The sequence below is a fragment of the Nibrella viscosa genome (assembly GCF_039541875.1).
GTDB classification, from domain to species: domain Bacteria; phylum Bacteroidota; class Bacteroidia; order Cytophagales; family Spirosomataceae; genus Nibrella; species Nibrella viscosa.
Window position 1 is genome coordinate 319,831 of sequence record NZ_BAABHB010000002.1, and the last position, 26,503, is coordinate 346,333.

Here is a 26,503-nt window from a genome sequence, read left to right on the forward strand (position 1 = left end):
GTTATAGAGAGTGAATTTTGTGCTTCTTATACCCTGACGTTCGATCTTTCGTGCTTAGGCTTGCCTCTCCGAGGCAGCGGGTAAGCAACGCAACAGGATATTCTATAAACCGCTGGCTCCTGTGGAGCATAAACCAAGGAGGTAACCAGATTATTACTCCTTAGGAGCCAGCGGTTTATAACCGGGGCGGCTTCTTTCAAAAGCGATACTGCACGGCCAGCCACGCACTGCGGCCGGTGCCGTTGACGCCCGAGCCGTGGGTGCGATACGCTTCGTTAAAAAGATTGTGCAACTCGGCGCTGAACAGGAGCGAACGCCACTGGTAGCCGCCGTTTAGGTTGACAAGCTGCCAGCCGGGTGTGCCGTTCTTACCAATCCGGTTATCATCAATGTCTCCTTTAGCCAGCCGGGTTTGGGCACCGGCCAGCAATACCTCCGCCCGCAGCCAGAACGAAGCCGGAGCTTGATACGTAATACCCAGCCGGCTGTTCAGCGGGGGAATGCGCCGGAAAGGTTCGTTGGCCGTAACGTTCTGCCCGTAGGTATACACCAGACTGCCGTAGGCCAGCCAGTTACGGGCAAACTCCCACTCCGCTTCGGCCTCCAGGCCCCGGATAAAGGCTTCCGCGCTGTTTTGCTTCAGATATACCGGATAGCCCTGAATGGAGTCGCGGCCCATGCGCACCCGGCTGATAAAATTGGTCAGTTGATTGTGATAGCCCAGCACCGACGCCGAAAAGCGACCGGTACGCACTTTTACGCCCGCTTCGGTATTCAGCGAGCGTTCAGGTTCCAGGTTGTTGTTGGGCGTTTCGTACCGGAAGTCGACAATACCCAGCGTACCCATATCGTCGATATTGGGTGCCCGGAACGCCGACTGCACCGACGCCACTACCCGCACCTGAGGTATCACAGCATAGGAAACGCCTACGTTACCCACCAGCGCCGAGGGGCTGATGGTAGCCTTGCCCAGCGTCTGTTCCGGAATCGTAATCTGGTAGGTATTATAACGGCCTCCGCCGGTCAGCGTCAGCCGGTCAAACGTCAGCGTGTGCAGGGTAAAGGCGGCCACGCTGTTCATGGTAGCCCGGTCGGGGTAGAGGCCGCGTTTAGCGGTTTCTGCTCCGGTCCGGGTGTTGCGGTCGGTGCGGCTGCTGCGCACAAAATCGCCGTACACCTCAATACCCGAGCGGATCTGCCAGAATAGTGTTGGTGCAGACAGGGCCAGCACCGTCAGGCCCTGGGTGGTCGTTTCGTCGCGCTCCAGCACGGCGGTGGGGCTGTCGTTTTTCTGGCTCTCCCGGCCTTCGGTCTGGCGCTGCCAGGAAGCCGTGACCTGGACCGACTGTAGCCAGCGGTAATTGTAAAAGCCTTCCAGCCGCAGGTAGCCCAACTGCCGGCGCTGCGGGTTGAACTGATTATAGCGGAAGTTTTCCAGCCTGACTTTGTGGTACACCGGTACGCTATCCTGCCGCAGATCCTGGTAGGCGGCCGTCAGCACGTAGCGGTCCGACAGGCGGAAGCGGGCCTTCACATCGCCGGAGAGCTGGTTATAGCCCGTAGGCGACTGGCGTCCCAGCCCCTTCCCGGCAACCAGATCACCAAACATCCGGTAAGCCAGTCCGCCCTGCACGGCCACGGCCTGCGAAGAGTAGCCCAGCTCCGTCCGGTTAGTCAGCTCCATGCCGTGCGTCATAGCCTTAAAAAAGGTATTACCGGAAAACCGCCCTTCGTCTGAGAACTGGGGCGTTTTGGTCAGCACATTGATTACCCCACCGATAGCGTCGCTGCCGTAAGCGACCGAACCACTGCTGCGAACGACTTCAATCTGCTCCACACTCTGCGGGTCAATGGTGTTCAGGTACTGATTGGGACCGGAGCGGAACGTGGCGTTATTTAGCCGGATACCGTCTACCAGCAGGAGGGTCTGCTGGCCGGTCAGGCCCCGCACAAAGGGCGAGCCCCCACCCTGGTTGGTTTTTTGCAGCCAGACGCCTGTAGCGCCCAGCAGTGCTTCCGGCACCGTGCGGGGTGCCCGTTGCCGCAAGTCCCGTGCCGTGAGCACCGTCGTCATTTCCGGCCGCAGAAAATCCGGCGTTTCCGTGCGCTGCGCCGTGACCACGGTCTGTTGGTTAAGCTGGATGATGGCGGGTGACAGATCAATCGCTACTGAATTCTGACTGGGCTCGATAACCTGCTCCTGCGTCTGGTAACCTACGGAACGGATTTGAAGGGAGTAACGACCAGACGGTAGCTTTTGGAATTCAAACCGGCCTTCTTCGTCGGTAATGGTGCCAAACGTGGTTGCGGGGATGCGAACCGTTACACCGGCCAGCGGGCGCTGCGTTTGCTGATCGCGCACGGTACCGGAAAGCATTTGAGCGCAGATGAGGGTAGGGAGGAGAATGAGACAGGAGAGTAGAAGAAGACGGGATAAAGGAAAACGGGATGGCATAGAATGGTAGGATAACCAGTGAACAGATAGTTTTAGTCGGGGTGTTTAACGGCCCCAAGCTAAGGCCGAAAAGTAAGAAAGTTTAGTAGTAAAGCCAACAGGACGCCTTTTTCGTAAAAATAAGCTAATATGAGACGATTCCGTTGCCTGCTCTATCTGTTCCTCCTGATCATTCCCTTTACCTACGCCCAGCAACCCGCCTGGAAACCGGTGACGGGTAAAATCATGAGCCCCTGGGCCGAAAAAGTTGATCCGACCAACGTATTGCCCGAATATCCCCGTCCGCAACTGGTGCGAGGCAACTGGCTGAACCTGAACGGCCTGTGGGAGTATGCCTTACAGCCGGGTACTCAGACTGAAACGCCACCGGCGGCTTTTGCCGGCAAGATTCTGGTGCCTTACGCCATCGAGTCGGCTTTGTCGGGCGTGGGCAAGACCGTTGGTAAAGATACGGTACTGTGGTATAAACGGACGGTGACGCTGCCCGCCAATTACCGCTCCGGTAACGTACTGCTGCACTTCGGGGCCGTCGACTGGAAGTCGGATGTGTACGTAAACGGGCAGAAGGTGGGCTCGCACCAGGGCGGTTACGATCCGTTTTCGTTCAATATTACCCCGTACCTGAAAAAAGGCAACCAGCAGGAAATTACCGTGCGCGTGTGGGACCCGACCAGCGAGGGCCCGCAGCCCCGTGGCAAACAGATCAAAAATCCGCACGGCATCTGGTACACGCCCGTTACAGGTATCTGGCAGACAGTCTGGCTGGAGGCTGTCCCGAAAACCTATATTGCATCGACCCGACAAACGCCTGATCTCGACAAGCAGACCCTTACCATAACGGCTCAGCTACAAAACGTGCAACCCACCGACCGGCTGCGCATTACGGCCCTTGACGGTACCCGCAAGGTAGCCGAGCAGGAAGTAGATGCCGGAGCCACTGCGACATTGCCCATTACCGAGCCTAAACTATGGTCGCCAGAGAACCCCTTCCTGTACGACCTCAGTGTAGCCGTGGTGCGTAACGGCAAGGTAGTCGATGAAGTGAAGAGCTATTTCGCCATGCGCAAAATCTCCGTGCAGCCCGACAACAACGGTATCCTGCGCATGTTGCTCAACAACCAGTTTGTCTTTCAGTTTGGGCCGCTCGACCAGGGCTGGTGGCCGGATGGTCTCTACACGGCACCCACCGACGAAGCTCTGCGCTTTGATGTAGAAAAGACCAAAGAGATGGGCTTCAATATGATCCGGAAGCACGTGAAAGTGGAACCGGCCCGCTGGTATTACCATTGCGACAAACTGGGAATGCTGGTCTGGCAGGATATGCCCAGCGGGGATCTGGGCAACCGCTGGAACGCGCGTCCGGGTGTGACCGGCCTGGAAACCGACCGTGACCGCACCCCCGAATCTGAGCAGATCTTCCGCACTGAGTGGCAGGCCATTATGGATGCTACCTACAACTTCCCGTCCATTGTGGTGTGGGTGCCGTTCAACGAAGCCTGGGGGCAGTTCAAGACGGAAGACATTACCCGGTGGACCATGGCCTACGATCCGTCCCGGCTGGTGAACAGCGCCAGCGGGGGGAATTTTGTGCCGGTGGGCCACATGATCGACCTGCACAACTACCCCGAACCGGCCATGCCCAGCCCGGAGCTTTTCGGCACCAAACAGGTGCTGGTGCTGGGCGAATATGGCGGGCTGGGGCTGCCGCTGGAAGGCCATACCTGGCAGGATAAAAACAACTGGGGCTACCAGAGCTTCAAAACGGCCGACGCCCTGTATGAGCGGTATGCGACATTCATCGACCGTTTCGAAAACCTGATCCGGAAAGGCCTGTCGGCGGCTGTATACACCCAGACAACGGATGTGGAAGTGGAAACCAACGGACTGATGACCTACGACCGGAAGGTGATAAAGATGCCGGTAAACCGGTTAAAGGAGATTCACCAGAAATTGTATAAGCCGTCGCTGGCGAGTATGAAGTAATCTATTGGCGGTGTGCCAATCGATTTTGCAAGGCTCCTCTCTGCCGCCGGCGGATGAGGAGCCTTGCTGGTTTACAGGCCGGCCCGACGAGCTGTAGTTGATCCGTTTGGCTAAAAATTTGTCCCATTTCCTCGTTTTGTTAAAACTAATCTTTAAAAAATGTCGTAGGTATGCGAATCAAAGGGTGTTGGGCCCGACATCCTTCGTTTTTTCTTTTAAACGTTTACCCATTCTTTTTGAAAACAACTTTATGAAAAAAGCTTTAACCCTTTTTTTTCTGCTTTGCCTGTTTACTCAACGTGTACTGGCTCAGGTGGTTGTAGATGCCGAATTGAGAGACGCCCTGAAAACCACGCCTGTTGCGCAGGTCGTGGTAACCTTTTACGGCGACGGAGCCCCGACGCCGACTCAACTAACACTTCTGCAACAAATAGGTATCCGTAAAGGAATTACCCTCAAATCCCTGCCTATGGCCGGTGTACTGGCTACGGCCGCTCAGGTCGATGCCCTGGCGCAGCGCCCGGAAGTCAAATCCATTTTCCTCAACAAACGACTGACGTATTACAACTTCGACGGCAACAGCCTGACGGGTGTACGGCGGCTGCGCACCGACCAGGAGATGACGGCCCGCAACAAAGGGCTGCCCGTTTCCGGCAAAGGGGTTAGTGTACTTGTCAACGACAGCGGGGTCGACGGCACGCACGATGACCTGAAGTTTGGTCCGCACCTGGTCCAGAACGTGCTGGGGTCGACCAACCTCAACGCGGTGTCTGACCTGTTGCCGATTACTTACGTGGAGGGCGTACCTAATACCGACTCCAATTCCGGCCACGGCACGCACTGCGCCGGTACGGTGGGTGGTACCGGGGCCAAATCGGGCGGCAAATACGAGGGAGTGGCCCCCGGTGCGTCGCTGCTCGGCTATGGTTCCGGGGCCGCGTTGTTTGTACTCGATGCTATCGGCGGCTTCGACTACGCCCTGACGCACCAGTTTCAATACAACATCCGGGTGGTGAGCAACTCGTTCGGATCGAGCGGTACGTTCAACCCGGCGCACCCCATCAACGTAGCCACCAAAAAACTCTACGACCGGAACGTGGTCATTGTCTTTGCCGCGGGTAACGAAGGACCCGGTGCCGATACGCATAACCCCTATGCCATTGCGCCCTGGGTGATCTCGGTGGGTGCCGGCGACAAGAACGGTAAACTCGCCAACTTCTCATCGCGTGGCGTCAGAGGGCAGGAAGGAACGTTCACTATCGACGGCGAAACCTGGACCTTTAAAAACGAGCCCACGATTGTAGCGCCGGGGGTAGATATTATTTCAACCCGTGCCGTTGCGCCGGTTTCTTCGTTAGGTATCGATCAGGACGCAACGGAACTGGAGCCGGCTCATATACCCTTCTACACCCATAGCAGTGGTACCTCTATGGCTACACCGCATGTAGCGGGTGTTGTCGCGCTAATGCTGGAAGCCAGACCGACGCTGTCGGCTGCGCAGGTGAAGGATATTATCCAGAAGACTGCCACCAACATGCCGGGCCGGCAGGCCTGGGAGGTTGGTGCCGGATACGTCAACGCCTATGCGGCCGTGGATCACGCATTCCGGTCTTCTGTCTTTGGGGCTACCGTCAACAGCACGCGGACATTTACCAGCAGCCTTAACTCGCGGAGTACGGTGCAGAACTTCTCCGTCAACTTCAACCCGCTGCTGACGGCTGGTAACCAGTTTACCTTCTCCGTAGAGCCGGGTACCAACAGCCTCGAAGCCAGGATCATTGCCGGGGGCGTATCGGGTGAGACCGGTAACACCATCAACCTGATCCTGTTTGACCCGACGGGCAGGCAGTACCGCTCGGGTATTCCGGTGGCCTTTGCTCTATACCAGGATCGTAGTCTGGCCGTGGCCTCACCACCAGCGGGTACGTGGACCTTGCGGGTTGATGGCCTCAACGGGGTAGCCATTCCCGAAACGGTGCGGGGTTCCATTACCTTTCTGACCGCCAGCGGCACCACAGGACTAAACGACATTGCCGGCCACCCGGCGGAGGCTTCCATCAAACTGGCCGTGAGCAACCGGCTGGTCGACGGCCTGAACGGCTTGTACAAGCCCGAAGACGCCCTGAAGCGTATCCACCTCGCCGATTATCTGCTGATGGGGCAGGCCATCCGGCAGTACCTGCCGACCAACGGCCAGAAAACCGTCACGGATGTATCGGGTACCGAGCTGCTGCTGGCCGAATCAGTGCTGGCGAAAGGCGCGGCTCTGCGCGACCGGGCGCATGTGTACAAAGGCGTAATGCTGCCGGGTGCCGACGGTAAATTTGCCCCGAACGGCAATGTAGACCGTACCGCCCTGGCCTACTCGCTGGTGCAGGCGCTGGGTTATGAGCCGTTTGCCCTGGAGCGGAACGGCAAACCAGTAACCGTGACGGTCGACGGCAAAAAGATCCCTATCGACGATGCCGCCCAGATACCCGCCGGCTTTGAAGGCTATGTAAGCCTGGCCCTGGATCTGAACCTGATCAATGCCTTCTACACGCTGACGCAGGGACCATTCGATCTGCGGCCGACGCTGCGGGCTACCTTTAAGCCGAAGCAGGTGGTGACCCGTGCCGAGTTTGCTGTGGTGGTTACCCGCACCTTTACGCAGTGGGAAGCCGCCACCACCCCAACCGCCCGTGTAGCTGCTCCCGAATTTCAGATGAAGGAGGCTATGGCATATCCGAACCCTTTTGTGGGCAGCACCACCATCCGCTACAGCCTGCCGCAGGAAGGGCCGGTTACGGTAGAGGTACATGACGTGATGGGCCGGAAGATCAGAACACTGGTGAACGAGCAGAAACCCGCCGGCGACTATCAGGTCAATTTCGATGCCAGCGCCTTACCCAGCGGTAACTATATGTTCAACGTTACCACACCGAATGGGATTACGGCCAAGCGATTGGTGGTTAAGTGAAACAAAAAAATATTTTAATTACTACACCAAAAAGCCCCTGCCGGTGAAGCAGGGGCTTTTTGGTGGAATCGTATATGCCGGCAGTCGCCTTATTCTGTACAGCTATTCTGCTTTACATAGTTTTTCAGCGCGGCCATTTGCGGGTTCACCGTCACATCTTTGTTGGCGGGTATGTTGGCAGCGGTCACTTTCGGCCGGGCGTTGAACCAGTTGATAACGGCTGTATAGCCGCTAATGGAAAGACCACTCAGTTGAATCCGTACCAGATCGGTAAAGGCTGTGCGGGTCAGGTTGGTAGCCGGATCGCTGGAGTTGATGATTGCTTCAGCTTCCTCCTGTGTGTACGTGTAGTTACCGATGGTGATCGGTCCCCAGCTAGCCGGGAACTGAGCAACCGTTTTGATACAGGTAGCGCCACAGGTGGTAAAGGTCTCGACTACGAAGTCATTACCTTCCGACGAAGTGGGGCCGGTGGTTACCACGTAATTTTCCGGATTAACCACATAGGATTCGGGCAGGCCGGTCAGCGTAATGGTGTAGGAGCCCGGCTTTACGTCATCGAACGAGTAGCTGCCGTTGGCCCCGGTTGTAACGGTCTTTGTGCCGCCATTGGCCAGTTGAACGGTTACGTTGGCGTAATTGCTCTCGGTAGGGGTGCCGCTAACACACTCGTTTTTGCTTACGTGGCCGCTGATGTGGTAGCAGCCGGGGGTAATCATGGTGCCCGACTGGCAGTTGTTGCCAAACTTAACCCAGGACGTACCCACAGCCGGATCAACGGCTACATTCAGGGTAAACGATACATCATAAGCGTTGCCGTCCGACAGTTGAGCCGGCAGGCTGTTCAGCTTCAGGAAAACGCCGGTGGGGGCGCAGCCGGTGCCGGAGCCTTCGCTGTTCAGCGTTTTGTCCATCCAGCTAACACCATTGACGGTAGACGCGACCACATTGCTGAACGAAGCACATTCGCCCAGGCTGAAAATCAGGTGGCTGAGGCCATTACCCTTAGCCGGGCCGGTACGCTTCACACTATACGTCCAGGTGCTTTGCTCTTCGTTGTAGGTAGCGCCTTTGAAGGTAATTTCATAGGCACCAATGGTTTTGGTGTACGCTGTGTTGGCAACACGGGCTGAGGAGTGGTCAGGCGTGGAGCCGGGAGTCAGCTCCTGAGCCGGCTGGCAACGCTCAAAAAGTAAGACTGAGAGGCTTAGCAGGGAAGCTAAGCGAAAGAAATGTTTAATCTTCATAGATAGACGTAATGTGTTGAAAGATAATGATTTAAAATGGCAAATATTAAAAAAATACCAAACAGCAGAATGAACAGAGGCAACCTCTCAGCATTGGAAGTAGAGTACTAACGTTATTTATAAAATGTACAAATACTCACTTAAAAGTTACCGTGTTAATCTACTCTGGTAATTCTACGCAAATATTCAGGTATCTATTTTAATGACTATTACAATATTGATTAAAAGAAAATTAGAAAAAAATTAAAGTCCGTGATATTTTGGTTGCGTATCCTTCTGAAATATACTTTGAAGAAACGTTTACTGGATAGTGGTATTTAGGGGAAAAGTACAATAGAAGAAATGCCTAAGCTGTTGGTTAGCAGCTATTTGCCGGATCATGTAGCAGGGCATGATATAACGGACCGGTGGTCTAAGCCTGGTAGCGGTCATCCCTGACGGGATTATAGTGGAGTCATGGATTGGGCAATCTTGTAATAGATTTACGGGCTACAAAATCGATTACCCCTAACGGGATTGGCGGTGGGGCAAAACCCCGGTGACCTATTTATTGGTATGTGGTAGATTTTGCTTAACCGGCAAGGCTAAAGTACAACAAAAAAGCACCCTTGTAGAGGTGCTTTTTTGTTGTACTTTAGCCATTTATTATTCACCACATGCAGGAGGCATAAATGGATCCTTTCCGCAGTGGTTCGGACAATCATTAATCCAAGCTGAGATGCCATTTGCTGCTGCAACAGCTGCTGCTGTTGATACACCACCGTAAGAAGCTTTTAGTTGTTTATTGGTCTCAAGTTTAGTACCATCTAACTTCTTCCCGTAGGCTGTTAAAAAGGCCTCTAGTGTTTGAACATAACCAGCCAGGTCACTAGAGGGATCTATGGTAAGATACCCTAATTGCTGGCTCAGATAAATAGTTGCCAATTGTGTGAACATGTTAGATAAATTAGCACTACCACCTGAACGACCATTAAAGATAGTAATAGCTTGGGCTTGAGAATAAGTGAAGGTGCTACTGCTCGGAACAGCTAGCAGGTATTTGCTTGCTGAAGCTGCTTTGCCAACCGGAGAAGAGAAGTAGAAGCCCTGCGAGTAAGAACAACCCATGGAAGTACCACAACCGGCCGGAATTGCCAGACAAGTTGGGGTGCAATTTGCGCCGGCTGAGTTATAAACATTTCCGTTTGCAGGCATAAGACCGGGTAAAGCTGCAAAAACGAATTGAACAGTTACCGCAGATCCATCATTAGGCACAAAGCCGGCAACACCCGGTAACCGAACAAAATTTACAAGCGCCTGCTGATTTGAACACCCTCCGGCATTATCTTTTGTGTTATTTTTAACTGCTTCTTCATCGCCAATTAATACAGAAGTTAAATCACTGAATTTGGCACAACCGAGGTCAAATATCAATTGCCCTTTTGATCCCTGACTTTGAGGGTTTTCTGCAATTGTATAGGTGAAAATGGTACCTAACTGGTCTACCGTTGGAGCGGCACTTATAAATTGAATGGTATAAGCACCTGTATTAGCACTCATACACAAAGAAACGTTCGCATTCGCATTTGTCTTCTGAGTCCGTGTCGGCTGCAACTCCTGCGTTGGCTGGCAGTTCTGGAACATCAGCACCGAAACGGCGAGGGTAAAAAAGAGACTGAGATAATGTTTGGTTTTCATGATAATAAGTGATTAAGTTAATTAGAGCGATTATATGGTAATGTGAAATTTGGTGGACCCAATTCTTACCAGATGTTGAACTTCCCACTATAACAAGGGGTTGTCGTTGAAAATGATGAGTAACTAAAATAGCTAGTAAGAATTACTTATCGTACTGAGGCAAAGATTAGAATTAATTGAATTTTAATCAAATAAAAATTATTAGAAAATTATTAAGGAAAGATTAGGGCACATTTATATGATTATGTTACCTAAATGATAATTTAAAGTATACTAAAGATTTACTTAATAATTTATGCAGCAAAGTGTTCTGTATAATGATATATATATGCTGAATAGTTTAAAGCATAATTATCTGGTTATACCTCTACATTGCCGTTTACTAATTCAGTTTGCTGGTAAGTACGTGTTGGCATAAACTTTGATAGCGGTAAATTTACCTACTTTTTTAGCGTGTATTTATTTAATGGTATAGTGGCAACTCGTTTAATAAGGGTAAATCTGTAATAGTTAAGCCCCTTGGCTTAACTCCGTAATATATATAGGCACAAAAAAGTATAGGCACAAAAAAGCCGGAGCTTTTCGGCCCCGGCTTTTCAATCGGCTTGTGTAGGCTATCAGTTGCCGCCTTTGATTACCCGCTGGCTGGCTTTGCCCTGCTCACCCTCGGCCGAGAGGATGTATACGCCATCTGCTTTGCCGTGTATGTCGATTGTGGCTTTGCCCTGACCGTTGGTGAGGGGCACCGACCAGCTACCACCCAGGCGCTGGCTCAGATCATACAACTTCAGCGGAATGGCCTTCTGGCTGCCGGCACCTGTGATGGTCACCTGAAGGATACCGCTGGTGGGGTTCGGCGACGACTGAATGCTTAGCTTAAGCGCCGATGTTTCGGCGGAAACGCCTATACGAAGACTTTCCGTATTGGCATCGTCCGGCCCGCATACTCCGCACAAGCCAACAGCCTGGGTGCTCGACACTACATATCTAAAGCACTTATTTTTGATATTATTAAAATTGCTGTTTGAGGTAGTTACAAGCGTAATGGAAGTGGTGTTGGTACCTGTAACGCTAACATTCGCTATCCCTGAGCTTAGCAATTTTAAATTCGATGTATTGGCGTTTTCACGGTAATACCAGGTACCACCAGCCGGAAGCCCGGTTACAGTAAGGACAATTGTCCGGGTAGTACCATCCCGACTATATGCACAATCAATCGTAGTATTGTCGCAGGTGGCCGGAGCTTCTATTGTGACAGATGTGGGGCTAGTGTAGGTACAGCTATTTGCATCGGTTATGCTAACTGTATAAATACCCGCTGATAATCCCGTAAATGAAGCCGGATTATCCGATTGAGCCGTTTGGCCGGTTATGCTAATAGTGTAAGGGGCTGTACCGCCTGTAGCGGTAACGCTAATGGCACCATTGTTAGCCGGAAGGGGACAGGTTGCGTTAATACTTTCGGTCATTGCATTTAAGGCCTCCGGCGCGGTCAGCGTGGCCATTCCAGTAACCGTTGCCGAACAATTATCCGTAACCGTGTAGCTCACCGGTCCATCTCCCAACCCCGATATGGTGAATGGATTAGTGCCGCTGACGGTTCCTGCCGATGATACAAGTGAATACGGACCTGTTCCTTCTGAAGCAGTAACCACCACACTGCCGTCAGCGCTATACGAGCATTTTGGATCTGTCTTGCTGCTTACAACCGCCGTTAACGGTTTAGGCTGAGTAATAGTTGTTGAAATGACATTTGAGGTACAACCATTGGATAAGGAGACGTTGTAAGCCCCGGCCGGAAGATTGTTAAACGTGTAAGTCGTTGAACTGAGAGCGGCAGTTCTGGTCACCGGGCCGGAGACCGTTGCTGTATAAGCAGCAGGAAATCCAGCTACTGCTGTAAAGCTAATAGTGCCGGTTGATTGCCCGTTACAAGTAACCGATGTATTGGTAACACTGCTGAGGGTAGGAGCCTGGTTGATGTTGAAGGCACCGCTACAGACATTGGGAGCCAGGGCCGTCGAACTTTTACTCAAAGGGTCAAGGTTAACGATCACATTAACCCTTCTGGGGCCAAGTTGTGAAGCCGGAATGACATACGTAAATGCCTCGGTAATAACTCCGGTCGTGGAGCTGGGATAAGATGGTTTTGATAACGATTGTTTTTGGGGATTACCACCATTCGAGCCGTAATTATTCTCATCACAATTACCAGTTGCTGGTTTGTTCCGCATAGTGATGCTGGTCCAGGAATAGCCGTTTTGAATCCCTGATACGCTGATTGTTCCCGTAATGGTTACACCAGTCGGGGGTGTGCAAACAATTCCTCCATTAAGGCCAGGGCTGACATTTGTAACATTTATAGCAATATACTTGATTCCATTACCCGCAACTCCATTTGCTGATAATGAGTTTGCCGGCTGCGCAAAAGCGGCACTGATGCCCAGCAGCATCGCCAGACAGGTGAGCCAGAATGGTTGACTTGTGTAGAAACGGTACATACAGTAATTGTTTTTAAGAGTGAATAAAAATGATGCTTATTAAGCTAAGCCCCTTGGTAAAATACAAACAGCTTTCGATGGCGGTAACTAAGGTTTTTTACTTAAAAACCGCTGGACTTCTACTGGTCATATGTTTGTAAAGTTTAGTTGGTCAAAAGCCTTTTACATTAAATAGTTATTAATTTAATTTTAAAATTAAATTAATAACTAAACAAATGGAGAAGGAATGACTACTAAGTAGTAATACGATTTAGGTGACTTTTTTGAAAAAGTTATATATAAACCTAGTACAAAGGTTTATATTATGGATTTAATGTGTCTAAATGGGGAGCGCTACTAAAAAATTGATCGGCCGATTTTAAGAGCCGAGATTAAAAACTATTTTAATGGCATGGGGGAGCCCTTTCCGGATAGAGGGCTTACATCACCGAAAATAAGGATCGGTAACTTAACCGGGGGCCGACCGGCCGATATACTACTGGTCCTGCGCCTTGTGTGTTTTCTTCGAATTGTTCAAAAATCGGTTTATATAGGCACAAAAAAGCCGGAACCTTTCAGCCCCGGCTTTTCAATCTGCTTATTCAAATGATCAGTTGCCGCCTTTGATAATCCGCTGGCTGGCTTTGCCCTGCTCGCCCTCAGCCGTGAGGATGTATACGCCATCCGCTTTGCCGTGAATGTCGATCGTGGCCTGGCCCTGCCCGTTGGTCAGCGGCACCGACCAGCTACCGCCCAGGCGCTGGCTCAGGTCATACAGCTTCAGCGGAATGGCCTTCTGGCTACCGGCACCTGTGATAGTCACCTGAATAAGCCCATTGGTGGGGTTCGGCGACGACTGGATGCTGAGTTTCAGCGCCGATGTTTCGGCCGATATGCCTATACGGGCCGGGCTTGCACAGGGTAAGTTACAGATTTTAGCCGTTTCGCCGTTGGTACACATGTACACGAAGCAGATGTTTTTGATAGGGTTAAAACCATCATTAGACGTAGACTTTGGTGACAGCGTCAGCGTAGTTCCATTAGGAACACCATCTACGTTTCCAAAAGCATCCGGATTCGTGACGGCCCTCATTTGGTTGCCCCGGATGTAATACCAGCCACAGTTACTGCCGGTAAAACCAGTAGCCGTCAGCACGAGCTTACCGTCAACCAGGGCGCAGCTTATAGAGCCTGAACCAGGTGGCGTAGTTGTACAGTTCGTGGGTTCGGTAAGAGTTACACTCACGGTATTCGATACGCAGTTATTGGCGTCGGTGACCGTTGCCGTATAAACACCAAATCCGAAACCGCTGAATACACCATCAGGAGATGAATAAGAATTACTGTTTTCATCGACGGCATTGTAGGTGTAGGCTCCGGTGCCTCCCGTAGCAGTGATGGTGAAACTACCGCCAAAGGGCGTGTCGCAGGTTGGATCGGTTTTGCCGCCGGACGCAGCAACCAGGGCGGCTGCCGGCTGAGCAATGCTGATGGTTTGTGAACTGGGACCAGGGCAACTGGTACCGTTGTCTACCGTTACAGTATAATTGCCGGCCGGGAGTCCCGTAAACGAGTAGGTGCCTGACGTGCTGGCAACCAGTTGGTTAGAAGAGGCTCCCGACAACGTTGCCGTAAACGTAGCGGGGTATCCGGCTGTTGCATCAAAGCTTATCGAACCGGTAGACTCGCCATAACAGGCAACCGAAGTGCTGCTGACATTACTCACCGTTGCGGATTGATTTACCTGGAAGACACTGGTACAAACGTTTTTGTACAGAGCGGTACTCTTCGATTTTGACGCTGTAGTGGTGACGATGATGTTCAGCCGTCGGATGCCGGCCGGAGCGCTGGTATAAGTAAAACTATAAGTCCCGCCCGTAGAAGTGGGAGTAATATTTACATTCATTGGATTACCACCATTCGAGCCATTGTTAATCTCATCACAGTTAGACGGTGGTCCGGGTTTGTGGCGGATGGTGTAGCCGGTCATCTGATAACCGGCTGGAATGCCGGCTACCGTGAAGGTACCGCTGATGGGTGATCCTTCGCAGACTGTTCCATTTACAGGAACCGAAATATTCACGATGGTAATAGTCTGGCTAAACGCGCTGCCGGCACTCAGCAGCACAGTGATCAGAAACAGCCAGAATGGTTGAGAATTGTATACTTTTTTCATAAAATAATATTTAATTGAGTAAGAAAAGTATCAGCAAGATAAGTAGTATCGACACGGTCCGGCTGATATTTTTGCTTACTTTATTATGCGGTCAATTAAGTAGTCGTTTTATGAATGCGTAGTAGGCTGTTGTTACTAAAGCCCTGTTTTCGGTTATCGCTATCTTATGAGTAGTTTTTTGGTTTTGTGTCTATTAGTGGTATAATCAGACTAAACCCCTACCATGACAGACCCAATTCAACGCAGAGATTTTATCAGAAAAGCTGCATTGGCTGGTGCCGGCATTGCCGGTATGCCCGCCCTGCTGGCCAACGGTTCGGCCAACGAGAAACTGGTGGTGGCCATCATGGGCACCAACTCGCGCGGAGCGGCCCTGTGCGAAGGCTTTGCCAAACTCCCCGGTGCCGAGGTGGCCTACGTGTGCGATGTTGATGACCAGGCGATGGCCAAAGGGCTGAAAGCGGTGCAGCAGGGTGGGCAAAAAACAACCCCCAAAGGCGTGAAAGACTTCCGCCGGGCGCTGGACGATAAGGCCGTGGATGTGCTGGTGATTGCCGCCCCGGATCACTGGCATGCACCGGCCTCTATTCTGGCCCTGAAGGCCGGCAAGCATGTGTACGTTGAGAAGCCATGCAGCCACAACCCCCGCGAAGGGGAGGTGCTGCTCGATGCTGCCCGGCGGTACAATAAAGTGGTCAATATGGGTAACCAGCGCCGGTCGTGGCCCTATGTGGTCGAGGGAATTCAGGCTGTAAAGAATGGGGTAATCGGGCGGGCCTACTACGCCAAAGCCTGGTATGCCAACACCCGGCAGTCTATCGGCAAGGGCAAACCGGCTCCGATACCGGCCGGGCTGGATTATGACCTCTGGCAGGGACCGGCCCCGCGCCGGGATTACCGCGACAATCTGATCCACTACAACTGGCACTGGTTCTGGCACTGGGGCACCGGCGAACTGCTCAACAACGGTACCCATTTTATCGACCTCTGCCGGTGGGGCCTGGAGGTCGACTATCCCACCCGCGTCAGCTCCCAGGGTGGCCGCTACGCCTTTGACGACGATTGGGAAACGCCCGACACCCAACTGACCAACTGGGATTTTGCCGACCGTAAGTCGATGTCGTGGGAAGGCCGGAGCTGCAACGGCCGCAACGTAGAAAGCATATCGGGCGGTGTGGCTTTTTACGGAGAAAAAGGCACCCTGATTATTAACGGTAATGGGTATACGATTTACGATAACAAAAACAAAGAGCTGAAGAAAGTCTCAGGCGATCAGACGAACCCGCTCAATGCGACGGGCCCCGGCTTTGATCTGGACGTGGATCACCTGACCAACTTTCGGGATGCCATTCGCCTGGGCAAACGACCAAATTCCTCTATTGAAGAGGCCAACAAGAGTGTGTTGTTGTGTCACCTCGGCAACATTGCCCACCGCACGGGCCGGGTTCTCAATTGCGACCCGGTAACCGGAAAGATCCTGAATGATCCGGATGCGATGAAGCTCTGGGGCCGGGAGTATGCAAAAGGCTGGGAGCCGGCGGTGTAGGAAACGAATAATCCGGGCCGCCGGGGAATGATAAACGATGAACGATTAATGGGCTGCCGCGAGCTGCCTGCCAGGCTCATCGTTTATCATTCATCATTCATCATTAATCATTCATAAAGCTATGCATCACCCCTATAACCGCCGTACATTCATTCAACTAACCGGGGCGGCCGGCATTGGCCTGGCCCTGCCGCATATAGCCAAACCGCAGCCTGTAGGTGATGTGCCGCCCGGTCGTCGGGTAGGTATCATCGGGCTGGATACCTCGCACAGTCCGGCCTTTACCAAACTGCTGAACGAACCTAACGCAGCCCTGGATCTGGGCGGTTACCGCGTGGTAGCGGCTTACCCGAAAGGCAGCCCGGATATCGAATCCAGCGTCAGCCGTGTGCCGGGCTATACCGAAGAGGTGAAAAAACTAGGCGTAGAGATCGTCAGCTCCATTGCCGATCTGCTGACCAAAGTGGATGTGGTGCTGTTGGAGACGAACGACGGCCGTCCGCATCTGGAGCAGGCCCTGCCGGTGCTGAAAGCCGGGAAGCGGCTGTTCATCGATAAACCCGTTGCCGGTACCCTGGCCGATGCTATCGCCATTTTCGAAGCTGCCAAACGGTACAATGTTCCCGTTTTCAGCTCATCGTCATTGCGGTATATGACCACGGCCCAGGAGATTGGTCAGGGCAAAGTGGTGGGTAAGGTGCTGGGCGCGGAGGCCTATAGTCCGGCGCACCTCGAAAAGACGCATCCCGATCTGTTCTGGTACGGTATCCACGGCGTCGAAACGCTGTATACGGTGATGGGTACCGGCTGCCGGCAGGTGGTGCGGGCGCATACCGACAAGACCGATGTGGTGGTGGGTACCTGGGCCGATGGTCGGGTTGGTACGTTCCGGGGAATGCGCGGGGGCAAGAGCGATTACGGAGGAACGGTGTATGGCGAAACAGGTATTGCCAAAATGGGGCCGTACGAAGGCTACCGGCCGTTGCTGGTTCAGATCATCCGCTTTTTCGACACCGGCACGCCCCCGGTGAGCCCGGAAGAAACGCTGGAGATCTACGCCTTTATGGAAGCCGCCGACGAAAGCAAACGGCGGAGTGGTGTACCCGTTACCCTGGAAAGCGTTATGGTCAAAGCCCGCTCCGTAGCCAAAGCCCGCTAACCACATGAACCAACTGCTTAAAACTGAAACGGTGGATTCGCTCCGGGTCCAGGTTTACCAAACCCGGCAGGCGATGGGAGCCGCAGCCGGCCGGGATGTGGCCGCCAAAATACTGGTACTGCTGGCGCAGCAGGACATTGTGCGCATGATCTTTGCCGCTGCGCCTTCGCAAAACGAACTGCTGGATTACCTGGTATCGGCCCCCGGCATCGACTGGTCACGTATTGATGTCTTCCACATGGATGAGTACGTGGGCCTGCCCGAAAACGCGCCCCAGCGTTTCGCCCTGTTCCTGCGTCATAAGCTGTTCGACCGGGTGGCTCCCCGCAACGTGTACCTGATAGACGGTTCGGCTTCGGATGCTGATGCCGCCTGCGAGGCTTATACGAAACTGCTTCAACAGGCACCCATCGACATCGTCTGCCTGGGTATCGGCGAGAACGGGCATATTGCCTTCAATGACCCGCCCGTGGCCGATTTCAACGATTCTAACGTAATCAAGCGGGTAGCGCTGGACGCTATGTGCCGGCAGCAGCAGGTCAACGACGGCTGCTTTCCGGCATTTGATGCTGTTCCGAAAGAGGCCCTGACGCTAACGATACCGACGCTGATGGCGGGGCATCACCTGTTCTGTGTGGTACCGGGTAAGACCAAAACGGAAGCTGTTTATCAGGTACTCAACGGACCCATTACTACCGCCTGCCCGGCTTCCATTCTGCGCACTCATCCGGTTTGCACATTGTATGTCGATACGGATTCGTATGGGTGGGAGCAAGGAGGAAAGGAGGAGCGGTGAACGGGAGTAGAGATGAGCGTCGCCTGACGGGCCTGCATTACAAAAGCCGGGCACCCATTGAGGTGCGCATTGACAATGGCCTGATTACGGAGATTCGCCCGCTGCCCGTTCAAAAGGCTCAGGAGCTGCCGTATATCGCTCCTGGTCTTACGGATTTGCAGGTTAACGGCTTTCAGGGCATCGACTTCAACCGGCCGGGCTTGTCGGATGCGGATATAGAAGCGCTGGTGCGGGCGTTGTGGGCGCAGGGCGTCACGGCCTTGTGTCCCACGGTTATTACCAACGATTACGAGCGGATGCGGTCAGCTTTGGTGGCTATCCACAAGGCCTGTGAACGGTCGGAGCTCGTTCGGCAAGCAGTGGCGGGTATACACCTGGAGGGGCCGTTTATTTCAATGGAAGAAGGACCCGTGGGCGCTCACCCCGTCGAGTACGTGAGCGCGCCTGATGAGACTCTGCTGCAATCGTTTCAGGAGGCAGCGGGTGGACTAATTAAACTTTTGACCTTATCGCCGGAGTGGTCAGGGGCACCGGCCTTTATCCGGCAGTGTGTCAAAAAAGGGCTGCTTGTCTCCATTGGGCATACGGCTGCTACGTCGGAGCAGATACAAGAAGCTGTACAGGCCGGCACCACCCTGTCGACGCACCTGGGCAACGCCACGCATCAGATGCTGCCGCGCCATCCCAACTACATCTGGGAGCAGCTCGCGCAGGACAAGCTGACAGCCAGTGTTATTGCCGACGGCTTTCACCTGCCCGATTCGGTACTGAAGATCATCTTTCGTGTCAAGCGGCAGAAAGCCATACTGGTGAGTGACAGCACCGTGCTGGCCGGTATGCCGCCGGGTGCGTATGAGTCGCCGGTGGGTGGAAAGGTGGTACTCACGGAGGAGGGGAAACTGCACATAGCCGGTAAGCCGAAGGTGCTGGCGGGTTCGGCGCAGTCGTTGCTCTGGGGGGTGCAGCACCTGCTTCGGCAAGAGATTGTGCCGTTGCCGCAGGCCTGGGATATGGCCTCGCTGTACCCCAACCGGCTGCTGAAGCGGCCGCAGAAAGCCGGTTTGCAGGCGGGTGCCCCGGCCGATCTGGTTTTGTTTCGGTATAATGACCCCACCTTAGCGCTTTTAGAGACGTATAAAGCGGGTGAGTGTGTGTGGCAGGGGTGATTGCCTGAGTACACGCCGGCTTTTCCTAAACCCTCTTAATCATGATTGCCACCAAAGTCGAAAATACCAATACCCTCAGCCGGCGGGACACCACGATCTCCATTGCCATAATCGCGGTGCTGTTCTTTGTGTTCGGCTTCGTTACCTGGATCAACGCCATCCTGATCCCGTATTTCAAGATTGCCTGCGAGCTGACCAACTTCCAGTCGTACCTGGTGGCATTCGCCTTTTACATCTCCTACCTGGTGATGTCGGTGCCGGCGTCGCGGTTGCTGAAGCGGGTGGGTTTTAAGCAGGGGATGATGTACGGTTTTTTTGTGATGGCGCTGGGTGCCCTGATCTTTGTGCCGGCCGCCCTGACCCGCACCTATCTCACCTTCCTCACCGGTCTGTTTACCATCGGTACCGGACTGGCCATCCTGCAAACGGCCGCCAATCCGTACATTACCATTCTGGGACCGATCGAGCGGGCGGCCCAGCGGATCAGCATCATGGGGATCTGCAACAAAGCGGCCGGTATTCTGGCTCCCCTGCTGTTTGCGGCCGTAATCCTGCGGGCTACCGACAGCGACCTGTTCAAACAACTGCCCAGTATGTCGCCGGCCATGAAAGATGCCGCCCTGGACGAACTGGTCCAGCGGGTGATTACCCCGTACGCCTGCGTGAGCGTGGTGCTGCTGGGTCTGGGGCTGATGGTCCGCTTCTCCAAACTACCCGAAATTGATACGGAGCGGGAAACGGAGGAGGTGGCCGTGGCCAATTCCGACAAGACCAGCATCCTGCAGTTTCCGCACCTGATTCTGGGGGCACTGGCTATTTTTCTGCATGTGGGTTCGCAGGTGATCGCCATCGATACGGTGATCGGCTATGCCGGGTCCATGGGTATTTCGCTGCTGGAGGCCAAAGTGTTTCCGTCGTACATCCTGACGGCCACCATCTGCGGCTACATCATCGGCATCATTACCATTCCGCGCTGGATACGGCAGGTGAACGCCCTGCGCATCTGCACCTTCCTGGGGCTGGGGTTCAGCCTGGGTATCCTGCTGTTCAGCGGGCAGGTCCGATTGCTGGGCCATACGTCAGACGTATCGCTCTGGTTTGTGGTGGCGCTGGGGTTGCCCAACTCGCTGGTGTGGGCGGGTATCTGGCCGCTGGCGCTGACGGGCCTGGGCCGTTTTACCAAAGTGGGAGCGTCGGTGCTGATTATGGGCCTGTGCGGCAACGCCATCATGCCACTGGTGTACGGCTATTATGCTGATGCGCTCGACCATCGGCTCGCCTACTGGGTGTTGCTGCCCTGCTATGGCTACCTGGCCTTTTATGCACTATACGGCCATAAACTCCGGCGCTGGAGCCGGTGAACGGACGTTCGCTGGTTCATCCGCGTTTGTAACGCGAGACGGGCGGGTATACAATCCCCAATCCGAAGTCCCTAATCCGAAATGGGGTTAAGCTGTTTGGGTTATAGGATAAGAAAACCGGGCCGGCTGCGTGGTCTCGCTGTTATTCCGTTTATTTCGCGCTCTCAGCGTAATCCGCGAATGGCCGGGTATCCGGCCGGAAAAACAGATTCATAATGGAGGAACAACCGCAACCCCATCTCTGGTGGCAAACCGACGTTATTTACCAAATTTACCCCCGCTCGTATCAGGATAGCAACGGCGACGGTATCGGTGATTTACAGGGCATTATCCGCCGGCTCGACCACCTGAAGTGGTTAGGCATCAATGCCGTCTGGCTCTCGCCCATTTATCCGTCGCCGATGGCTGATTTTGGGTACGATATTGCCGATTATACCGGCATTCACCCCCTGTTCGGCACCCTCGACGACTTCGACCAACTGCTGAACGAAATTCACAGCCGGGGCATGAAGCTGATTCTGGATCTGGTGCCTAACCATACTTCCGATCAGCACCCCTGGTTTCTGGAGTCCCGCTCCTCCCGCGACAACCCCAAACGCGACTGGTATATCTGGAAAGATGCGCTGCCCGACGGCTCCCCGCCCAATAACTGGCTCAGCGTATTTGGTGGCTCCGGCTGGGAGTGGGACGAACAAACCGGGCAATACTACTACCACGCTTTTCTGAAAGAGCAGCCCGACCTCAACTGGCGCAATCCGGAGGTGCAGCAGGCCATGCTGGATGTGATGCGCTTCTGGCTCGATAAGGGCGTCGACGGTTTTCGGGTGGATGTGATGTGGCACATGATCAAAGACGATCAGTTTCGCGATAATCCGGTCAACCCCGACTACCAGCCGCACATGGCTACCTATGAGCAGTTGTACCCGGTGTATTCGACCGATCAGGCGGAGGTACACGATATTGTCCGGAAAATGCGGGAGGTGCTCGACCAGTACAACGAGCGGATGATGATCGGGGAGATTTACCTGCCCATCCAGAAACTGATGACGTACTACGGTATCGACGGAAAAGGCGCTCACCTGCCGTTCAATTTTCAGCTCCTCTCGCTGTCCTGGGATGCCCGGCTGATTGCGGGAGCCATTGACCAGTACGAAGCGGCCTTGCCGCCAACGGGCTGGCCCAACTGGGTATTGGGCAACCATGACCAGCCGCGCATCACCAGCCGGGTGGGGGTGCAGCAGGCCCGTGTGGCCGCTATGCTGCTGCTGACCCTGCGCGGCACGCCAACCATTTACTACGGCGATGAAATCGGGATGCGCGATGTTCCCATTCCGTTTGAGGAAGTGCAGGACCCGCAGGGCCTGAATATGCCCGACAAGAACCTGAGCCGCGACCCATCCCGCACGCCCATGCAATGGGATAACAGCGAATATGCCGGATTTACCAATGCCAAACCCTGGCTGCGGCTCGCCCGGAATTTTGCCCGCGAAAATGTGCAGGCTCAGAAAAACGACCCGTACTCTATGTTGTCGCTGTACCGGCGACTGATTGCGTTACGGCAGCAGCAGCCTTCGCTGATGGTTGGTAACTACGTGCCGGTTTATTCCGACAACCAGGTGCTGGCGTTTATGCGGCAGGCCGACGGACATCCGGGTTTTCTGGTGGTGCTCAATCTGAGCCACCGCCCCTGCTATGTCAAGCCGAAGCACGGCCCACTGGCGGGTACCGTCGAGCTCGCCACCTTCCCCGAGTTTGAAGGCAGCCGGATAGAGGATTCCATCAGCCTGGGTGGTGACGAAGGCATTATTGTTAGGTTGGATTGAACGAGGTTTCAGGTTTCAAGTTCCAGGTTTCAAGTTGGACAAGTCCTTCTCAACTTGGAACTTGAAACCTGAAACAGTTAAACTCAACGTATAAATGACCCCAGTACAGCACAACCCCCTTTGGTGGCAGAGGAGGATCATCTACCAGATCTATCCCCGTTCGTTTCAGGATAGTACTGGCAACGGCACCGGCGATCTGCGGGGTGTCCTGAGCCGGCTCGATCACCTGCAGACGCTGGGTGTCGATGCCGTCTGGGTATCGCCCATCTACCCGTCGCCGATGGCCGACTTTGGCTACGACATCTCCGACTACCGGGGCGTTCACGAACTATTCGGAACTATGGGTGATTTCGACGAGTTGCTGCGCGAAACGCATAACCGGGGCATGAAACTGCTGCTGGACCTGGTGCCCAACCACACCTCCGACCAGCACCCCTGGTTTCAGGAGTCCCGCTCGTCCCGCGACAATCCAAAACGCGACTGGTATCTCTGGCACGACGGCAAGGAGGGGGGCGAACCGCCCAACAACTGGCTGAGCGTTTTCGGCGGCAGCGCCTGGGAATGGGACGAAGCCACGCAGCAGTTTTACTACCACTCCTTCCTGAAATCGCAGCCCGACCTCAACTGGCGCAACCCCGAGGTAGCCACGGCTATGTTTGACGTCATGCGGTTCTGGCTCGATAAGGGCGTCGACGGCTTTCGGGTGGATGCCATGTGGCTGATGATTAAGGATGATCAGTTTCGCGACAACCCTCCAAATCCGGATTACAAAGAGGGCATGAACGAAGACCAGAAACTCAAGCCCATTTACTCGTCGGACCGGCCGGAAGTGCACGATATTGTCGCGCAGATGCGGGATGTGCTCGACCAGTATCCGGAGCGGATGATGATTGGGGAGATTTACCTGCCCGTGGAGGAAGCGGTAGATTACCACGGCGAAGACGGGCAGGGGGTACACCTGGCGTTTAACAACCAGTTGTTTTTTCTGCCCTGGGAGGCTAAACCACTGGCCGACGCCATTGACCACTACGAAAAGCTGCTGAAGCCGGGCGACTGGCCCAACTGGGTGCTGGGCAACCACGATCAACCCCGCATCGGTAGCCGGGTGGGCAGAGAGCAGGCCAGGGTTGCGGCCATGCTGCTGCTGACCCTGCGCGGCACGCCGACTATTTATTACGGTGAAGAAATTGGTATGCGCGACGTGCCGATTCCGAAAGAAGAGTTTCAGGACCCGCAGGGCATCAATATGGGTAAAAGCCGTGACCCGGCCCGTACACCCATGCAGTGGGACGATAGCGACAATGCCGGATTTACCACCGGAACGCCCTGGCTGCGGATAGCGGTCGATTTTCCACGAGTAAACGTAAAACAACAGCAGGACGACCCGGCCTCCATGCTCTCACTGCACCAGCGCCTGATCCGCCTGCGCCAGCAGGAACCGGCCCTGCATAGCGGTGATTATAAGACCGTTCAGGCCGACGGACAGGTACTGGCTTTTCTGCGGGAAGCCCAGGGTCACGCCAGCTTTCTCGTTGTGCTGAACCTGGGCCATAAAACAGCCGTGTTCAAACCCGGAGCTATGTCCCTGAAAGGTACCGTAGCCGTCGCGACTATTCCGGAGCGGGAAGGCATTGCGGTGGCCGATGTGCTGGATTTGGCCGGCGATGAAGGACTCCTTATCCGGCTGGACTAACAAAAGCAATCGCATCCGGGATGTTGTGCCTTTTACTCAAAAAGGCGGCTGTGGATAAACATAAAGGCCCGGCCGACTCTTTCTCTCAAAAAGATTGACATAGAACGTTATGAAGAATATCGGTGCGAACTACGCGGGCGACAACCGCTGCACCTTTGCCGTTTGGGCACCTGAGAAAGAGAAGATGGTCCTGCACCTGGTTCATCCCAGGGAGCAAATCATCGATATGGAATTGGATGAGTTCGGCTATTTTCAGGCAGAAGCCGAAGACATAGCACCCGGCACCCGTTATTTTTTTCGGCCCGACAACGAAAAGGACTACCCGGACCCGGCCTCCCATTTTCAACCGGAGGGCGTTCACGGCCCTTCTGAAGTGGTCGATCATAGCGCGTATGCCTGGCAGGACAGCAACTGGCGGGGCTTGCCCTTCAAAGATCTGGTGCTGTACGAACTCCACGTTGGAACGTTTACGCCCGAGGGTACCTTTGAGGCCATTATTCCCCGGCTGGACGAGCTGGCCGAAACGGGTATCAACGCCCTGGAGCTGATGCCGGTAGCGCAGTTTCCCGGCAACCGCAACTGGGGCTACGATGGCGTGTTTCCGTACGCCGTCCAGCACTCCTACGGCGGTCCCGCCCAGTTTAAAAAACTGGTTGATGCCTGCCACCAGCGCGGTATTGCGGTGTTTCTGGATGTCGTGTACAACCACCTGGGACCGGAGGGTAATTACCTGGGGCATTTTGGCCCTTACTTCACCGATCAGTATTGCACGCCCTGGGGCGATGCGCTTAACTTCGACCGCGACTGGTCCGATGGCGTCCGGGAGTACTTCACGAACAACGCCCTGCACTGGTTTGAGCAGTATCATATCGATGGCCTTCGGCTGGATGCCATTCATACTATTTTCGACAGTGGCGCGATCAGCTTCTGGGATTTGCTGCACGAGAAGAAAAGCCTGCTGGAACAGCAACTGGGCCGACCGCTTTACCTGATTGCCGAGAGTGACCTGAACAGTCCGAAAGTGGTCAAACACCCCGAAGCCGGTGGTTTTGGCTTTACGGCCCAGTGGCTCGACGATTTTCACCACGCGCTGTACGTGCTCATCGACGAAAAAGGCAAAGAACGCTACGCCGATTTCGGGCGGATAGAGCAATTGGCCAAGGCCTACACCGACGGCTTTGTTCACAGCGGAGAGTGGGTTAAGTTCCGGAAACGGCGGTACGGCGCTTCGTCGGCGGGTGTGTCGGGCGACCGCTTTGTGGTGTTCAACATGAACCACGATCAGGTAGGTAACCGGGTCAGGGGCGAGCGGCTGTGCCTGCTGGTCGATTTTGGGCGACTGAAGGTAGCGGCTGCGGCCGTGCTGCTGTCGCCTTATGTACCGATGCTGTTCATGGGCGAGGAGTACGCCGATGAGTCGCCGTTCTTCTACTTCGTCAGCCACTCCGACAAGGATCTGGTGAAGGCGGTACAGGAAGGCCGGAAAGAAGAATTTGCGGCTTTCGGCTTTGACGTGGAGCCGCCTGACCCGCAGGCTGAGGATACCTTCAATCAGTCGAAACTACGGTGGGAGGTGCGCAATCAAGGTAAACACGAGTTGATGCGGCAGTGGCACAAAGCGCTGATTACGCTACGGCGGACGCATCCCGTGCTGCTGAACGTCAACAAAAGCGATGTACATGTCAACACCATCGGGCAGGAGGGCTTTTCCCTGCACCGGCAGAGCGCCGACGGGCAGCAGCACCTGGTCTGCCTCTTCAACCTGTCTGACCAGGCCATTTCACATACGATGCCGGTCTGGGCGGAAACTTGGGAGAAACTGCTGGATGCCGGCGATGCGCAGTGGCTGGATGCCGGCGAACCGACCGGTAATCCGTTGCCGGCGCAGACCGGAGCCGGCCAGACGCTGAGTCTGCCGCCGGTGAGTGTGACGGTATATGAAGGGCGGGTAGGTTCTAGATAGAATCGCGGGCAATCAGATG

15 protein-coding genes are annotated in these 26,503 nt (G+C 54.4%); 10 read left to right on the plus strand and 5 right to left on the minus strand.

All coding sequences use genetic code 11. The annotated features are described in order from the left end of the window. Positions 1-196: 196 nt before the first annotated feature. A complete protein-coding gene (locus ABD931_RS05990; RefSeq protein WP_345264955.1) occupies positions 197-2,377 on the minus strand; it encodes a TonB-dependent receptor in 2,181 nt (726 codons plus the stop codon). 207 nt (positions 2,378-2,584) lie between these two features. Between ABD931_RS05990 and ABD931_RS05995 the strand changes: the two genes are divergently transcribed. Together ABD931_RS05995 and ABD931_RS06000 are read left to right on the plus strand one after the other, a co-directional pair. Next, positions 2,585-4,438, plus strand: a complete 1,854-nt coding sequence (locus tag ABD931_RS05995; protein ID WP_345264957.1) for a glycoside hydrolase family 2 protein — start codon at positions 2,585-2,587, stop codon at positions 4,436-4,438. 250 nt (positions 4,439-4,688) lie between these two features. Continuing rightward, on the plus strand, positions 4,689-7,397 hold the full coding sequence (locus ABD931_RS06000; protein ID WP_345264959.1) for a S8 family peptidase: 2,709 nt from the start codon (positions 4,689-4,691) through the stop codon (positions 7,395-7,397). A gap of 89 nt (positions 7,398-7,486) precedes the next feature. Here the strand turns inward: ABD931_RS06000 and ABD931_RS06005 are convergent, their stop codons facing one another. The 4 genes from ABD931_RS06005 to ABD931_RS06020 form a co-directional block, all read right to left on the minus strand. Continuing rightward, positions 7,487-8,644, minus strand: coding sequence for a SpaA isopeptide-forming pilin-related protein (locus ABD931_RS06005; protein ID WP_345264961.1), 1,158 nt, complete (start codon positions 8,642-8,644; stop codon positions 7,487-7,489). A 645-nt stretch (positions 8,645-9,289) separates the two neighbouring features. Continuing rightward, positions 9,290-10,321 (minus strand): hypothetical protein, encoded by a 1,032-nt coding sequence (locus tag ABD931_RS06010; RefSeq protein ID WP_345264963.1) that lies wholly within the window; start codon positions 10,319-10,321, stop codon positions 9,290-9,292. 617 nt (positions 10,322-10,938) lie between these two features. After that, entirely contained in the window at positions 10,939-12,822 is a 1,884-nt protein-coding gene (locus ABD931_RS06015; protein WP_345264965.1) for a T9SS type A sorting domain-containing protein, read from the minus strand. A 589-nt stretch (positions 12,823-13,411) separates the two neighbouring features. Next, on the minus strand, positions 13,412-14,977 hold the full coding sequence (locus tag ABD931_RS06020) for a T9SS type A sorting domain-containing protein (protein WP_345264967.1): 1,566 nt from the start codon (positions 14,975-14,977) through the stop codon (positions 13,412-13,414). A gap of 223 nt (positions 14,978-15,200) precedes the next feature. Between ABD931_RS06020 and ABD931_RS06025 the strand changes: the two genes are divergently transcribed. From ABD931_RS06025 to treZ, 8 genes are all read left to right on the plus strand, one after another. Continuing rightward, positions 15,201-16,523, plus strand: a complete 1,323-nt coding sequence (locus ABD931_RS06025) for a Gfo/Idh/MocA family protein (protein WP_345264969.1) — start codon at positions 15,201-15,203, stop codon at positions 16,521-16,523. A gap of 121 nt (positions 16,524-16,644) precedes the next feature. Further along, entirely contained in the window at positions 16,645-17,682 is a 1,038-nt protein-coding gene (locus tag ABD931_RS06030; protein ID WP_345264971.1) for a Gfo/Idh/MocA family protein, read from the plus strand. 4 nt (positions 17,683-17,686) lie between these two features. Next, a complete protein-coding gene (locus tag ABD931_RS06035) occupies positions 17,687-18,478 on the plus strand; it encodes a glucosamine-6-phosphate deaminase (RefSeq protein WP_345264973.1) in 792 nt (263 codons plus the stop codon). Beyond that, a complete protein-coding gene (locus tag ABD931_RS06040) occupies positions 18,475-19,644 on the plus strand; it encodes an N-acetylglucosamine-6-phosphate deacetylase (RefSeq protein WP_345264975.1) in 1,170 nt (389 codons plus the stop codon). Before ABD931_RS06035 ends, ABD931_RS06040 begins: the two co-directional genes overlap by 4 nt. A 41-nt stretch (positions 19,645-19,685) precedes the next feature. After that, positions 19,686-21,005, plus strand: a complete 1,320-nt coding sequence (locus ABD931_RS06045; RefSeq protein WP_345264977.1) for a sugar MFS transporter — start codon at positions 19,686-19,688, stop codon at positions 21,003-21,005. Between the two features lie 215 nt (positions 21,006-21,220). Continuing rightward, complete coding sequence (locus ABD931_RS06050; protein ID WP_345264979.1) at positions 21,221-22,828, plus strand: alpha-amylase family glycosyl hydrolase; 1,608 nt, start codon at positions 21,221-21,223, stop codon at positions 22,826-22,828. 94 nt (positions 22,829-22,922) lie between these two features. Continuing rightward, positions 22,923-24,521, plus strand: a complete 1,599-nt coding sequence (locus ABD931_RS06055) for an alpha-amylase family glycosyl hydrolase (RefSeq protein WP_345264981.1) — start codon at positions 22,923-22,925, stop codon at positions 24,519-24,521. A 109-nt stretch (positions 24,522-24,630) separates the two neighbouring features. Beyond that, on the plus strand, positions 24,631-26,484 hold the full coding sequence (gene treZ / locus ABD931_RS06060) for a malto-oligosyltrehalose trehalohydrolase (protein ID WP_345264983.1): 1,854 nt from the start codon (positions 24,631-24,633) through the stop codon (positions 26,482-26,484). Positions 26,485-26,503 lie beyond the last annotated feature (19 nt).